The 13,060-nt window shown below is 68.4% G+C and carries 12 protein-coding genes; 2 read left to right on the plus strand and 10 right to left on the minus strand.

Annotated features, from left to right (window positions below; all coding sequences use genetic code 11):
• Positions 1–558 precede the first annotated feature (558 nt).
• The 5 genes from QTH86_RS19390 to QTH86_RS19410 all read right to left on the minus strand — a co-directional run bounded on the left by QTH86_RS19390 (position 559) and on the right by QTH86_RS19410 (position 5,181).
• Positions 559–735 (minus strand): hypothetical protein, encoded by a 177-nt coding sequence (locus QTH86_RS19390; RefSeq protein ID WP_353505999.1) that lies wholly within the window; start codon positions 733–735, stop codon positions 559–561.
• Between the two features lie 162 nt (positions 736–897).
• Positions 898–1,128 carry a DUF7661 family protein gene (locus tag QTH86_RS19395; RefSeq protein ID WP_286647869.1) on the minus strand — a complete coding sequence of 77 codons (231 nt, stop codon included), beginning with the start codon at positions 1,126–1,128 and terminating at the stop codon, positions 898–900.
• 210 nt (positions 1,129–1,338) lie between these two features.
• Positions 1,339–2,490: an alpha-hydroxy acid oxidase gene (locus QTH86_RS19400; protein ID WP_286647870.1), complete on the minus strand. Its 1,152-nt coding sequence runs from the start codon at positions 2,488–2,490 to the stop codon at positions 1,339–1,341.
• Positions 2,487–4,148 carry an L-lactate permease gene (locus QTH86_RS19405; RefSeq protein ID WP_286647871.1) on the minus strand — a complete coding sequence of 554 codons (1,662 nt, stop codon included), beginning with the start codon at positions 4,146–4,148 and terminating at the stop codon, positions 2,487–2,489. Before QTH86_RS19405 ends, QTH86_RS19400 begins: the two co-directional genes overlap by 4 nt.
• Positions 4,149–4,170: 22 nt before the next feature.
• Positions 4,171–5,181 carry a Bug family tripartite tricarboxylate transporter substrate binding protein gene (locus QTH86_RS19410; protein ID WP_286647872.1) on the minus strand — a complete coding sequence of 337 codons (1,011 nt, stop codon included), beginning with the start codon at positions 5,179–5,181 and terminating at the stop codon, positions 4,171–4,173.
• Between the two features lie 127 nt (positions 5,182–5,308).
• Here QTH86_RS19410 and mnmA point away from each other — a divergent pair, with 127 nt between their 5' ends.
• Positions 5,309–6,442: a tRNA 2-thiouridine(34) synthase MnmA gene (mnmA, locus tag QTH86_RS19415; RefSeq protein WP_286647873.1), complete on the plus strand. Its 1,134-nt coding sequence runs from the start codon at positions 5,309–5,311 to the stop codon at positions 6,440–6,442.
• 16 nt (positions 6,443–6,458) lie between these two features.
• On the opposite strand, the gene QTH86_RS19420 is transcribed toward mnmA, so the two are convergent.
• From QTH86_RS19420 to QTH86_RS19440, 5 genes are read right to left on the minus strand one after another with little or no spacing between them, the layout of a single operon-like run.
• The gene (locus QTH86_RS19420; protein ID WP_286647874.1) at positions 6,459–6,974 is read right to left on the minus strand and encodes an NUDIX hydrolase; all 516 of its coding nucleotides are present in this window, start codon (positions 6,972–6,974) and stop codon (positions 6,459–6,461) included.
• A 17-nt stretch (positions 6,975–6,991) separates the two neighbouring features.
• Positions 6,992–7,411 carry a DUF4019 domain-containing protein gene (locus QTH86_RS19425; protein ID WP_286647875.1) on the minus strand — a complete coding sequence of 140 codons (420 nt, stop codon included), beginning with the start codon at positions 7,409–7,411 and terminating at the stop codon, positions 6,992–6,994.
• Positions 7,412–7,428: 17 nt separating this feature from the next.
• Complete coding sequence (locus QTH86_RS19430) at positions 7,429–9,837, minus strand: CHASE2 domain-containing protein (RefSeq protein ID WP_286647876.1); 2,409 nt, start codon at positions 9,835–9,837, stop codon at positions 7,429–7,431.
• Positions 9,838–9,845: 8 nt separating this feature from the next.
• Complete coding sequence (locus QTH86_RS19435; RefSeq protein WP_286647877.1) at positions 9,846–11,567, minus strand: FecR family protein; 1,722 nt, start codon at positions 11,565–11,567, stop codon at positions 9,846–9,848.
• On the minus strand, positions 11,564–12,292 hold the full coding sequence (locus QTH86_RS19440; RefSeq protein WP_286647878.1) for a response regulator transcription factor: 729 nt from the start codon (positions 12,290–12,292) through the stop codon (positions 11,564–11,566). The genes QTH86_RS19435 and QTH86_RS19440 overlap by 4 nt, the downstream gene beginning before the upstream one ends.
• 270 nt (positions 12,293–12,562) lie before the next feature.
• Between QTH86_RS19440 and QTH86_RS19445 the strand changes: the two genes are divergently transcribed.
• Positions 12,563–12,976, plus strand: coding sequence for an outer membrane protein assembly factor BamE (locus tag QTH86_RS19445; protein ID WP_286647879.1), 414 nt, complete (start codon positions 12,563–12,565; stop codon positions 12,974–12,976).
• Positions 12,977–13,060: the final 84 nt, after the last annotated feature.

Here is a 13,060-nt window from a genome sequence, read left to right on the forward strand (position 1 = left end):
GCTAGTGGCCGGAACCGGGCTTACGGCTTGCCTGTTAGCTCTTCAATCTTCATGCGCATCTGCCGTTCGATAGCTGCACTTTCCTCAAGGGGAAGCTGGAGGGATTGAGGCTCGGGTCTGGGGAGAAGCAGTTGAAGGCTCATTGCGAACCCAGCACAGACCACAAGAGTGGCGATTGTTCCAGTCGCCCAAATTGGAGCGCGGTGAGCCCCGCGCCAAAGTTCCGGGCTAGCTCTGGTCAAACCGCGCGCCCATACCCATGCGCCGCCCGAAGTCATCAAGCTCAATAGACACAACGGAACCCCAAGCCAAACCACGCCCACCGCAGCCCAAGGCATTAGTCCACCACTGAGCGCAAGGAGCACAAGCCAAAAAGCGGCCGGCGCAGCGCCAAGAAGAATCAGAACGTTGGCAACGTTTCGCCTATTACGAGGAGTCATCCGACAACGGTATCCAAAAGCCGAGCGGAGTTCGCTCTTCAGCCTCAATCAAGTCGAGCAATTGTGGCGAACGGCCGCTCCTGGCCGCATTCGGATATCGGCCCACTATTCTTTGCCATCATGGGAAGGTCAAGTCCAAACCGAGCATCGTGCTAAGGCCGAAGGTGAGGAGCGAGAGGCCCAGCAGCGATAGCACGAAGACCGCGGCCACCTTGCCGCCCGCGCGCGCCACCGTGCCCTGTTTCTCCTTCCCGTTCTTGCCTCGCTCATAGTGCCACTTGATGGCGAAGAACATGCCTGCGCCGAACACGATAACTTTGAACGTAACGAAGGCTATAGGGACCCAATCCATCATTTTTCGTATTTCTGAAGTTATTTCTTGACGCTATGGTTCAGGGCGTCGGATGTCTGGTCCTGGCCGAATGAAGCCGGCCAAGGGATGGCGAACCACGATGCGCTAGCTATTCTGACCAGGGGAAATCTCGAAGACATCGCCGTTGGTGGGCGTCGCAGACTCATGGTAGATGTCGTAGAGGTACTGCGGTAGCTCGGCGTGGGTCACATCGGACGGAATCGCGAGGCCTGCTGGCCGTCGCTTGCCCTCGTTCCCTATCAGGTGCGCAGCCCAGGCGTCATCGACCCGCTCGACGGCAAAGATTCGCCCGAAAACGTTGAAGCGGTAACGCATGGTTCGTTCCCCTAGAACGGCCACAACGGCCGATGTCCACTCCTGGTCGATAGCGGCAGCAACCACCTGATGGATCGGCTTTGACTTTATCGCGTCGTTGACGACTTGAGGGTGCGGGACAAAGCAGTGCCCCCCGCCGGCATGCGCTGCGCTACGACCTTCGCAAGCACGCTCCACCCTGAGCGCAGCAAACGCAGCGAACGAAAACAGTCAAACGGGAAACGTCCCCGGCAGCAAGATCCGCTTGTCCACGTTCCGGATGTCCGTGTGCCCGCAGAAGGCCATGGTCACGTCCAGTTCCTTGTGGATGAGCTGCAGTGCCTTGGTCACGCCGGCTTCGCCCATCGCGCCCAGGCCATAGGCCATCGCGCGGCCGATCATGGTGCCGCGGGCGCCGAGGGCCCAGGCCTTGAGCACGTCCTGGCCGCTGCGGATGCCGCCGTCCATCCAGACCTCGAGCTTGTCGCCGACCGCGTCGACGATCGGCGGCAGCGCCTCGATGCTCGAGGGCGCGCCGTCGAGCTGGCGGCCGCCGTGGTTGCTCACGACGATGGCGTCGGCGCCGACGTCGACGGCCAGTTGCGCATCTTCGGCCACCATGATGCCCTTGAGGATGAGCTTGCCGCCCCATTGCTGCTTGACCCACGCGATGTCGGCCCACGACAGCGTCGGGTCGAACTGCTCGTTGGTCCAGGCCGAGAGCGACTTCATGTCGCTCACGCCCTTCACGTGGCCGACCAGGTTGCCGAAGGTGCGGCGCTTGGTGCCCAGCATGCCCAGGCACCAGCCGGGCTTGGTGGCGAGGTTGATGAGGTTCTTGATGGTCGGCCGCGGCGGCGCGGTCAGGCCGTTCTTCAGGTCTTTGTGGCGCTGGCCGATCACCTGCAGGTCGAGCGTGAGCACCAGCGCGCTGCACTTCGCGACGCGGGCGCGCTCGATCATGCGGGCCATCGATTCGCGGTCGCGCATCATGTAGAGCTGGAACCAGAAGGGCGCCGTGGTGTTCGCGGCGATGTCCTCGATCGAGCAGATGCTCATGGTCGAGAGCGTGAACGGGATGCCGAACTTCTCGGCCGCGCGCGCGGCGTGGATCTCGCCGTCGGCGTGCTGCATGCCGGTCAGGCCCACCGGCGCGATGGCCACCGGCATCTTCACCGCCTGGCCGACCATCGTGGTGGCCAGCGTGCGGCCTTCCATGTTCACCGCCACGCGCTGGCGCAGCTTGATCTTCTTGAAGTCGTCGCTGTTGGCGCGGTAGGTGCTCTCGGTCCACGAACCCGAATCGGCATAGTCGTAGAACATGCGCGGCACGCGCCGCTCGGCGATGACGCGCAGGTCTTCGATGGTCGTGATCACGGTCATTTGACGACCATCAGGGTGAAGGGCCAGACGTAGGCTTGCATGGTGACGTAGAGGCCGACCAGGCAGGCCAGCGCGATGGAGTGGAAGAAGACGTAGCGGAGGATATCGCCTTCGTGGTTGAACCAGCGCGTGGCGGTGGAGGCGACGACGATCGACTGCGCGTCGATCATCTTGCCCATCACGCCGCCCGAGCTGTTGGCCGCGCCCATCAGGTTGGGCGACAGGCCCAGCTGGTCGGCTGCCACCTTCTGCATCCCGCCGAAGAGCACGTTCGATGCGGTGTCGGAGCCCGTGAGCGCCACGCCCAGCCAGCCCATCAGCGTGCCGAAGAAGGGGTAGAACACGCCGGTATTGGCGAAGGCCAGGCCCAGCGTGGTGTCGGTGCCCGAGTAGCGGGTGAGCGTGCCCAGGGCCAGCATCAACACGATGGTCAGCAGCGAATACTTCACCAGCCAGACCGTGTTGAAGAAGGTGCGCACGATGGCGACCGGGTTGTACTTCATGAAGATCGCGCTCACCACCGCCGACAGCAGGATCGCGGTGCCGGTGGCCGACAGGATGTTGAGCGTGTAGACCGCGCCCTCCTTCGTGGGCTGCGGCACGACCGGCGGCATTTTCTCGATCAGGTTGTGCAGCCCGCCCATCGGGAACGCGGGCGCGAACAGGCCGTTGAGCCAGGTCTTGACCTGCGGCAGGCCCCAGATGAACACGAAGACCGACAGGATGACCCAGGGCATCCAGGCGCGCACCAGGTCGGCACGGCTGTGCTGCGTCAGCGGCTGCGGCGGCTTGGCTTCGTGGGCGCTGATGTCCTTGCCGCGGAGCGACGCCGAGGTCCAGATGGTCCGGGGCTTCCACACGCGCAGGAAGGCGACCAGGCAGGCCATCGAGACGATGGCCGCGATGATGTCCACCAGCTCCGGCCCGATGAAGTTCGACACCAGGTACTGCGGGATGGCGAAGGACAGACCCGCCACCAGGATGGCCGGCCAGATCTCCATCATGCCCTTGCGGCCGGCGAAGGCCCAGATGAGCCAGAAGGGCACCAGCAGCGAGAAGAAGGGCAACTGGCGGCCGATCATCGCGGTGACCTCCATCAGGTCGTAGCCGTGCACCTTGGCCAGCGTGATCACCGGGGTGCCCAGCGCGCCGAAGGCCACAGGGGCGGTGTTGGCGATCAGCGAGAGCCCCGAGGCGGCCAGCGGCGAAAAGCCCAGGCCGATCAGGATGGCGGCGGTCACGGCCACGGGCGTGCCGAAACCGGCCGCACCCTCGAAGAAGGCGCCGAAGCAGAAGGCGATCAAGAGCAGCTGGATGCGCCGGTCCTCGGTGATGCCCGAGAGCGAATCCTGCAGCACCTTGAAGCTGCCGTTCTGCTCGGTCAGCTGGTGCAGGAAGATGATGTTCAGCACGATCCAGCCGATGGGCAGCAGGCCGGTGAAGCCGCCGAACAGCGCCGCGCGCCCGGCCATCTCGGCCGGCATGCCGTAGGCGAAGATGGCCACCAGGATGGCCGCGATCAACCCCATGCCGGCCGCGACGTGCGCCTTGATATGGAAGAAGCCGAGCGCGGCCAGCATGACCACCACCGGGATCGCCGCCAGCGCGGTCGAGATGATCATGTTGCCGAAGGGGTCGTAGATTTGTTGCCAGGGCATGTTGTTCTCCGTTCGTTGTCGATCAATCCGGCTTGATGCCGGCCTTCACCACGATCTCTTTCCAGATCTTCTGCTGCGCGGCGATGAAGGCGCCGAACTGCTCGGGCGTGTCGCCCACGCCCAGCGCGGAGTCGTGCGCGAAGCGCTCGGTCACCGGGCCGGTGCGCAGCGCCTTCAGGCTCTCTTCCTGCAGCCGCTTGACGATCGGCGAGGGCGTGCCGGCGGGCGCCAGCAGGCCGTACCACTGCGAGGTCTCGAAGCCCTTGTAGCCGCTCTCGGCGATGGTCGGCACGTCAGGCAGCGCGCCGATGCGCTGTGCCGAGCCGACCGCCAGCGCCCGCAGCTTGCCGCTCTTGATGAAGGCCGAGATGCTGGGCAGGCCGTTCATCGCCACCTGGGTGCGCCCGGCCAGCAGGTCGGTCATCTGCGGGCCGCTGCCGCGGTAGGGGATGTGCGTCATGAAGAAGCCGGCCGTGAGCTTCAGGTATTCCATGCTCAGGTGGCCCGAGCTGCCGTTGCCGGCCGACGAGTAGTTGAGCTTGGCCGGGTTGGCCTTGGCGTAGGCGATGAACTCCTTGAAGTTCTTCACCGGCACGTCCGGGTGCACCACCAGCACGTTCGGCACCTTGGCCAGCAGCGTGACGGGCGTGAAGTCCTTGTTCACGTCGTAGGGCTGGTTGGTCAGCATGTAGGGGTTGACCGCCAGCGTGCCGACATGGCCGAGGATGAGCGTGTAGCCGTCGGCGCCGGCCTTGGCCACGTCCTGCATCGCGATGGTGCCGGCCGCGCCGGGCTTGTTTTCGACGAAGACGCTCTGGCCGAGCAGCTTGGTGAGCTCGCCCGCCACCGATCGCGCCACCACCTCGCTGGAGCCGCCCGGCGCGAAGGGCACGACCAGCCGGATCGGCTTCTGCGGCCAGGCGCCCTGGGCGTGCAGCGCGCCGGTGCCGCCGGCTGCCAGCAGCGCGAGGGATTGGCAGACCCGGCGGCGCGACACGGGCGCGCCGCTGGGCAGGATGGAGGGGACGGGCATGGACTCTCCTGTTGTGATGCTTGTCACCGCATTGTGGAAGTGCGGGCTCGGCAATCCGGCCGCTGCCGTCTCGGGGATTTCCCGTAGACGGGCAACGGCCGGCCGGGGCAGGGACAATGGCGGGCTTATGAAAAAGCAACGCATCGTGGTCGGCCTGAGCGGCGGGGTCGACTCCGCCGTCACCGCGCACCTGCTCCAGCAGCAGGGCCACGAGGTGGTCGGCATCTTCATGAAGAACTGGGAAGACGACGACGACAGCGAGTACTGCTCGTCGAACATCGACTTCGTCGACGCGGCCAGCGTGGCCGACGTGCTGGGCATCGAGATCGAGCACGTCAACTTCGCGGCCGACTACAAGGACCGGGTCTTCGCCGAGTTCCTGCGCGAATACCAGGCCGGCCGCACGCCCAACCCCGACGTGCTGTGCAACGCCGAGATCAAGTTCAAGGCCTTCCTCGACCACGCGATGCGCCTGGGGGCCGAGAAGATCGCCACCGGCCACTACGCGCGCGTCCGCCTGAATGAGGGCACGGGGCGCCACGAACTGCTCAAGGGCCTCGACCCGGCCAAGGACCAGAGCTATTTCCTGCACCGCCTGAACCAGGCGCAGCTGTCGAAGACGCTGTTCCCGGTCGGCGAACTGCACAAGACCGAGGTGCGGCGCATCGCCGACGCCATCGGCCTGCCGAATGCGAAGAAGAAGGACTCGACCGGCATCTGCTTCATCGGCGAGCGGCCGTTCCGCGAGTTCCTCAACCGTTACATCTCCAAGGAACCCGGTCCGATCAAGGACGAGCGCGGCCGCACGCTGGGCGAGCACCAGGGCCTGAGCTTCTACACGCTGGGCCAGCGGCAGGGCCTGGGCATCGGCGGCGTGAAGGCGCGCGGTGCGCAACGTGGCGCGGGCGACCATTCGCCCTGGTTCGTGGCGCGCAAGGACATGGCGGCCAACACGCTGTGGGTGGTGCAGGGCCACGACCATCCGTGGCTGTTGTCGCAGGCGCTGACGGCCGACGATGCGAGCTGGGTGGCGGGCGCGGCGCCGGTTGCCGGTGCGTACGCGGCCAAGTCGCGCTACCGCCAGACCGATGCCGCGTGCACGCTGGCAGCGGGCGCCAATGGCGCCTTCGCCCTCGATTTCCCCGAGGCGCAATGGGCCGTCACGCCGGGCCAGTCGGCCGTGCTGTACGACGGTGAGGTGTGCCTGGGTGGCGGCGTGATCGCCACCGCCACAGCCCCCGCCCCTGCCCCTGCCCGTTGAGGGCGATGCGGCCCGATCAGCGCAGCGGTGGCCCGTACACCGACGCGTCGGTGTGGATCAGCGACAGCGGGTGGCGCGCGCCGCCCAGGTAGTCCTCGATGCATTGCAGCAGCAGCGGGCTGCGGTGCCGATCCACGCTGGCGCGGATCTCGTCGGGTGTCATCCACAGCGTGCGCACGATGCCTTCGTCGAGCGCACGCCCCTGGACGAAGTCCCCGAGCGTGCCCGCGAAGGCGAAGCGCAGGTAGGTGATGTCTTCTTCGCTGTCCCGCCGCTCGGCGCTCGCCACCGGTGGCCGCTGGAAGCGCGCCATGTACACGCCGACCAGCGCGGTGGGCACGAAGTGGTGGGCGGTTTCTTCCAGGGCTTCGCGGGCGCAGCCTTCGGCCGGCGATTCCCCGGGGTCAAGGTGGCCCGCCGGCGTGTTGAGTTTGAGGCCGTGCGAGGTGTGTTCCTCGACCAGCAGAAAGCGGCCGTCGCGTTCGATCACCGCGGCGACGGTGACGTTGGGTTTCCAGCGCAGGTCCGACATGGCGCCTGTGCCTTCGTTCAGCGCAGCACGTAGCCGCTGAAACGCCAGACGCCGTCGCGCTCGAGGTGGAAGCTGACCAGCTCGCGCACCATGGCGGCGGGCTTGTTGGCGAAGCGCGTCTCGTACTCGACGCTGACGTACTGGCCGGTCAGGTCGGCGTCGGCATCGTTGACCACCTGGCGGTTGACCGCGACCCAGGTCCGCTGCTGCGCGGCGCCCAGTGGCGAACGCGCCTTGGTGACCTGGCCGATGAAGTCGGCGCGTGGGGCGCGCTTGCGCGCTCCGGCGGCGGCGCCGTCCCACAGCTCGCCCACCTTGGCCTGGTCGATCATCTGGATCGCCTGCAGCCCGCCGCGCACCATGTCGCTGGGTTCCACGTCCTGCGCGGCGGCCAGGCCGAGCCATCCCGCCAGGCTGGCGGCCAAGAGAAGCTTCATCATCCGGATCATGTGGTTCATTCCTTGTGGTGGGTCGCGGCCTCGATAGCGGCCGCAGGGGGTTGGGGGAGCACCAGGGTGACGGTGCAGCCGGCGTCGGCTGCGCTGTCGATTTCGATCGTCCCGCCATGCCGCTGCACGGCGGTGCGCACCAGCAGCAGTCCCAGGCCCACCCCATGGACCTCCGGATGGCTTTCGCGATGCAGTCGGTGGAAGGGCTGGAACAGCTGTGACTGTAGCTCGGGCGGAATGCCCGGGCCGTGGTCCTTGACGGAGAGCGCCCATGCGCCGGCGCGTGCCTCGACGCTGCAGGGCAGCGTGGCGCCGTGCGGCGAATACTTGAGCGCGTTGCTCAGCACGTTGGTCAGGGCCCGCGTGAGCAGGCTGCGGTCGGCGATGCACGGCGCCTCGTCGAGCGAGGTGACCAGCTGCAGCTGGACCTGCTTCTTGCGCGCGGTGGCCCAGGCGTTGTCCATGGCCTGCTGCAGCAGCGCCACCAGGTCGAGCACCTCGGCGCGGAAGGGCTGGGCCTCGGCGCGCGCGAGGTTGACGAAGCCGTCGGCCAGCTCGAGCCCGGTGCGGGCATGCTGCTCGACGCGGTCGAGCAGGGCTGGGCCGGCCAGCACGTCGGGCCGGGTGCGCGCGAGTTCGAGCGCGGTGAGGATCGACGCGCTCGGCTCGCGGATGTCGTGCGAGATGAAGCGCAGCGCTTCGTCGCGCTGGCTCTGCGCGTTGCGCATCTGCGTGATGTCGACCAGCGCGCTCATCCACCCGGCGTGCTGGTTGCGCGCGTCGAAGAAGGGCACGCAGCGCAGCAGCAGGATGCGACCGGCCGCGTCTTCGCCCTCGCCCAGGATCGGCCCGAGCGTGGCCGCCCGCAGCGCGCCGGGTAGCACCATCGGGCCGCCGGTGGTGCGCCAGCGCAGGTCGGCCAGCAAGCGGTGCGCGTCCTGCCCGACCAGGGCCGGCGCCGGCGTCTTCCAATGCCGCGCGGCGGCCAGGTTGGCGATGAAGACGCGGCCGCCGCGGTCGAGCACGAGCGTGGCGTCGGCCATGTGGTCGATGCCGTCGCGCACGAAGCGGTGCAGGTCGCGCATGCGCAGGCCGGCGGCCGAGGTCGCCGCCATCTGGCGGTCGAGGAAGTCGCCGGCCAGGCGGGGCGGCCGTGCCACCGGCAGGCCGTCCAGGGCCTCGTTGAGCTGTTCGGTGCCCCAGCGCAGGTAGCGCAGCGCCGCCGTGAGCCGCATGAGGCTCCACAGCGGATAGACCAGCGTCAGCCCGAGGAAGCCCGCCGCCGGTGCGAACTGGATGCCGACCCAGGGCCGCGCGTTGTGCAGGCCGAGCCGCAGCGCGAGCATGGCGCCGATCAGCGCGACCACCGCGATGGGCCGCAGCCACAGCAGGCCCAGCAGCGCGATGACCATCGGTGCGAGGTTGTAGACCAGGTCCTGCCACGGGCTGGCGACCACCACGCGGCGGTCGCTCGTCAGGCCCTGCAGCACGCTGGCGAAGATCTCGACGCCGGGCATCAGTCCGGTGGGCTTGGGCGCCGAGGTGGCGTAGTTGTCGCCGAGGCCGGCGGCGGTCGAGCCGACCAGCACATAGCGGTCGCGGAAGGTGCCCGCCGGCACGGTGCCGCGCAGCACGTCGATGTACGGCACGGTGCGAAAGGGCGGTGCGCCGTCGGTGAAGATCACGACCTCGTGATTGCCGCGCAGCCAGGCCCCCGGGCCGGGCGCGGGCGAGGTGTGCGGGTCGGGCGCCGCCGGCATCGCGAGGTCGCGCCCGTAGGCGTCGGCGGCCTGCTGCAGGGCCAGCGCGAAGTGCGGCCAGGCGCGGCCGGCGAGGCCTTCGCGCAGGTAGACGCTGCGCACGATGCCGTCTTCGTCGATCGACAGGTGCGCGTGCCCGATGGCCGAGGCCGCGTCGGCCAGCACCGGCACCGGCAGCAGTTCGGCGTTCGACTGCAGGCCGCGCGACTGCAGCGCCATCGGCAGCACCACACAGCCGGCGTCGGCGATGCCGGCGGCCAGCACGGCGTCGTCGTGTGGATGCTCCGGGTCGGGCTCGGTGAGCAGCAGGTCCAGGCCGATGCAGCGCGGGCCATCGGCGGCGACGCGGCGCAGCAGTTCGGCGTGCAGCGCCCGCCGCCAGGGCCAGCGACCGATCGCGGCCATGCTGGCCTCGTCGATCGCGACGATCACGATGTCCTGCGACGGCGGCTGGCGCATGTCCGCCCGGGCGTTGTCCTGCAGCATGCGGTCGAAGCGCGGCATCGGCTGCGTCAGGGTCAGCAGCGTGACCAGCGTGACCAGGCCGGTGGACAGCAGCAGCCAGGGCAGGCGGTTCAGCAGCATCCGGCGCAGGCGGCTGCGCTGGCCCGCGGGTCGCGGCGCCCTCGGCGGAGGCGGGCGATGGGCGGGCATGGCGATGCTCAGGGGCGACCGACCGGCAGGCCGTCGCTCGCGCCGAGCGTGCCGCCGTCGAGCGTGCGCACCACCGGACCGATGTGGACGCGGCGGGCCGGAGAGAAGGGCCCGACCAGGCCCGACGCGTCGCGGGCCTGCAGGCGCACGTGGTAGCTGCCGCGCGGCATGCCGTGCAGGGTCCAGCTCGGCGTGTCGAGTTCCACGTCGAGCAGCGGGGCGGTGAAGTCGGCATCGCGCGCCAGCTGGGCGCGGAAGGTCTGCCCCGCTTCGGCCTGCCAGCGCAGCGTGGGACTTTCGCTGTTGTCGTCGACGTCGATCCCCCCGACGCTCGGCGCGTCGACCACGGAGAAGGGCTGGGGCGCGGCGAAGGGGCCGCGCCGAAGCGCGCCGTCCGCGTCCCGCACGACCGACGCCGTGCGCCACCCGTAGTCGCCCGGCGACAGCGCAGCGATGCCGAAGCGGCACGGGCCCTGTCGCACCTCGTCGATCACCGGTCGCGTGAAGTCCGACCGGGGGGCGACCTGCAGGTGCACGCCGGCGGTGCCCGCCACGTCGGAGCAGACGAGCTGGCCGGTGTCGCCGGTGATGCGCGCACCCGGCGCGGGCGCCTGGTAGAGCGGCGGCACCGGGCGTGCGTGGATGCGGATGGGCAGGCGGGACTCGGCGCCGGCGAGCCCGTCGGCGTCGACCGCGCGCACGCCGAGCAGGTAGTCGCCGTCGTCCAGCGCCGGGAACTGCACGCGCTCGCTCGGGAACAGGCCGTTGCGCGCCACCGCCTGCATGGCCGTGTCGCGCGCGATGCGCACCGCGTAGCCGGCTACGGTCGGCCGCGGCGCCGGCAGGTGGAGGATGAACAGGGCGGCGTCCTCGAAGGTCGTGGGCAGCGCCGACAGGTCCGGTGCATCGGGCAAGGTCGGCCGCTTGTCCAGCTGGCCGTCGGTGGCCACCACCGCGCCTTGACCGGCCTGGATATCGGCGCTGCGCGCGCCGCGGCGTTTGGGTTGGCGTGGCCGCACCTTCACGATGCCTTCGGCCACCGAGGTGGAGACGCGGCCGTCCTCGGCGACCGTGACGTCGAAGCGCGTGCCGCGCACGCTGGCGACGGCGCCCGGTGCATGGATCTCGAAGCGCCGTCCCTTCGGCTGCGGGGCGACATCGGATTCGACCTTCCCGCGGCGCACGTCGATCACCGATTCGTAGGGGCCGGTCGCGCGCTTGCTGCGCAGCCGCTTGAGTTCCACGTCGGACTCCGCCAGCACCCGCACGACCGAACCGTCGGCCAGGCGCAGCCGCAGGTAGCCGTCCTTCGGCACCTGGATGCGCGTGCCTTCGCCGATGGCGTCGCCTGCGGCCAGCGGGGTGCCCGCCTCGTCGGAGGCCGAGGCGCCCCCGCCGACCTTGCCCGACGTCGTGCCGACCGGCTGGCCCTCGACGAACTCGACCTTGGCCGTCGCCACGCCGGCGGGCCGCAGCAGCCGGCGCGGGATGCGGACGACGGTGCCGGGCACCAGCGCTTGCGGGTCCGAAATCTTGTTCGGCGCCTGCAGCGCACGCCATTGCGAGGGCGCGCGGAGGTAGCGTTCGCCCAGGGCCTGCAGCGTGTCGCCCGCCACGACGCGGTGCTGCAGATCGCTGTCGGGCCATGCCGCCTGCACGCTGCCTAACGCCAACAGCCCGGCCAGCAGCATCGTCGGCAGGGGCCGACGAAACACCAGCGGGCGTCTCATGGGAGGTTGTCGTGGGGCTCGCGTGTGCCGGAAAGGTCGGTGCCGTCGATCGCTTCGAGCCGGTAGCCCAGGCCGTAGATCGCCGACAGCAGGAAGCCGTTCGAGGGGCGGAGGTCGAGCTTCGTGCGAAGGCGGGAGATGTGGGTGTCGAGCGAGCGCGAGGGGTTCTCGGCGCCCAGCCCCCAGACCGCTTCACGCAGGTGCTCGCGCGACAGCAGGCGGCCGAGGTTCTGGAAGAGAAACAGGGCCAACTCGTACTCGCGGTGCTTGAGTTCGGCCGGCTCGCCCTTGAACTTGAGCACCCGCGACTGCGGAAAGAAGTGATACGGGCCGAACACGAGTTCAGGTTCGTGCTGGGCGGGGTAGGCGCGCCGCAGCAGGGCGCGTACCCGCGCCTCGAGCTCGGCGACCCGGATCGGCTTGACCATGAAGTCGTCGGCGCCGGCGCTCAGGCCTTCGACCATGTCGGCCTCTTCGCGCCGGTTGGTCACGAACAGGATGGGAAGACGGCTGTTCAGGTCTTCCCGGATCCATTTGACGACACCAGGACCTTGAACGTCCGGCAATGTCCAGTCGAGGATGAGCAGGTCATAGGTCTGCTGGCGAAGCTCGCGCAGCAGGGATCGGCCGTCGGAAAAGCCATGGCATTCGTGGCCAATACCTTCCATCGTCGACTGAATCAGGTCGAGCTGACCCGCTTCGTCGTCCAGTGCAGCTATGCGCATTTTTTATCACTCCCTTAGTCGACGTCACGAGTCTAGGTGCCCGATACCGTCGGACACCATTGTGGCAAAGATTGCAACTGTCAACTAGTGTCCGGAATGCAATCTCAATGGTTAACAATTGTCATTAAGTGCCAAAGTTCCGCTTTATGGCCCTGTGTGTCGAGACGGGGGCGACGCCGTGCTTACAGTGCGCCTTCGTCGGCTGATGCAGCACATGGGGAGAGAACGTTGAGCAGCATGTTTTTCAGGTTCGGTCGCCTACCGGCCGCCGTGGCGGCGCTCTTCGCCATGGCCGTGCTGTCGGGCTGCTCAGCGCCTCTGAGCGAGGGGCTGACCGACAGCGGTGAAGTCCGGCAGGTCGTCTTCCCGCCCATGTCGAGCGCGACTCGGCCGGAAGGCATCTTTCCCGATCGCACCGTGTTGTACGAGATCGAACCGGGCGTGCGCAAATCACACCTGCTGCAGTGGTTCGGACCGCCGCATTTCAGCGAGGGGATCGCGGGTGTGCGCGAATGGGACTACATCTTTCATTTCTACAGCGGCGGCGGCATCACGACCTGCCGTTACAAGGTGATCTTCGACAGCGCCTATGCCGCACGCCGGTTCCACTGGCGCCCTGACGAGTGCGGACAGTGGCTGTCGCCGTCCCTGACGCGGCAGAAGCCGGCCGATACCGCGCGCTGAGCCCCTCGGCGTGTCTCGGCGACCGGGGCGGGAATGCACGGCCGGCCTGACGAATTTCTTCGGGTAAGCTGCGCCACGAAAAAC

The organism is Variovorax sp. J2L1-78, assembly GCF_030317205.1.
In the GTDB taxonomy this organism is placed as follows: Bacteria; Pseudomonadota; Gammaproteobacteria; order Burkholderiales; family Burkholderiaceae_C; genus Variovorax; species Variovorax arabinosiphilus.

Bases quoted from the DNA above. Each gene is read 5' to 3' on its own strand.
- QTH86_RS19405 (WP_286647871.1), bottom strand. From the start codon at position 4,148: ATGCCCTGGCAACAAATCTACGACCCCTTCGGCAACATGATCATCTCG.
- QTH86_RS19410 (WP_286647872.1), bottom strand. From the start codon at position 5,181: ATGCCCGTCCCCTCCATCCTGCCCAGCGGCGCGCCCGTGTCGCGCCGC.
- QTH86_RS19420 (WP_286647874.1), bottom strand. From the start codon at position 6,974: ATGTCGGACCTGCGCTGGAAACCCAACGTCACCGTCGCCGCGGTGATC.
- QTH86_RS19430 (WP_286647876.1), bottom strand. From the start codon at position 9,837: ATGCCCGCCCATCGCCCGCCTCCGCCGAGGGCGCCGCGACCCGCGGGC.
- QTH86_RS19390 (WP_353505999.1), bottom strand. From the start codon at position 735: ATGTTCTTCGCCATCAAGTGGCACTATGAGCGAGGCAAGAACGGGAAG.
- QTH86_RS19400 (WP_286647870.1), bottom strand. From the start codon at position 2,490: ATGACCGTGATCACGACCATCGAAGACCTGCGCGTCATCGCCGAGCGG.
- QTH86_RS19435 (WP_286647877.1), bottom strand. From the start codon at position 11,567: ATGAGACGCCCGCTGGTGTTTCGTCGGCCCCTGCCGACGATGCTGCTG.
- QTH86_RS19425 (WP_286647875.1), bottom strand. From the start codon at position 7,411: ATGAAGCTTCTCTTGGCCGCCAGCCTGGCGGGATGGCTCGGCCTGGCC.
- QTH86_RS19440 (WP_286647878.1), bottom strand. From the start codon at position 12,292: ATGCGCATAGCTGCACTGGACGACGAAGCGGGTCAGCTCGACCTGATT.
- QTH86_RS19395 (WP_286647869.1), bottom strand. From the start codon at position 1,128: ATGCGTTACCGCTTCAACGTTTTCGGGCGAATCTTTGCCGTCGAGCGG.
- mnmA (WP_286647873.1), top strand. From the start codon at position 5,309: ATGAAAAAGCAACGCATCGTGGTCGGCCTGAGCGGCGGGGTCGACTCC.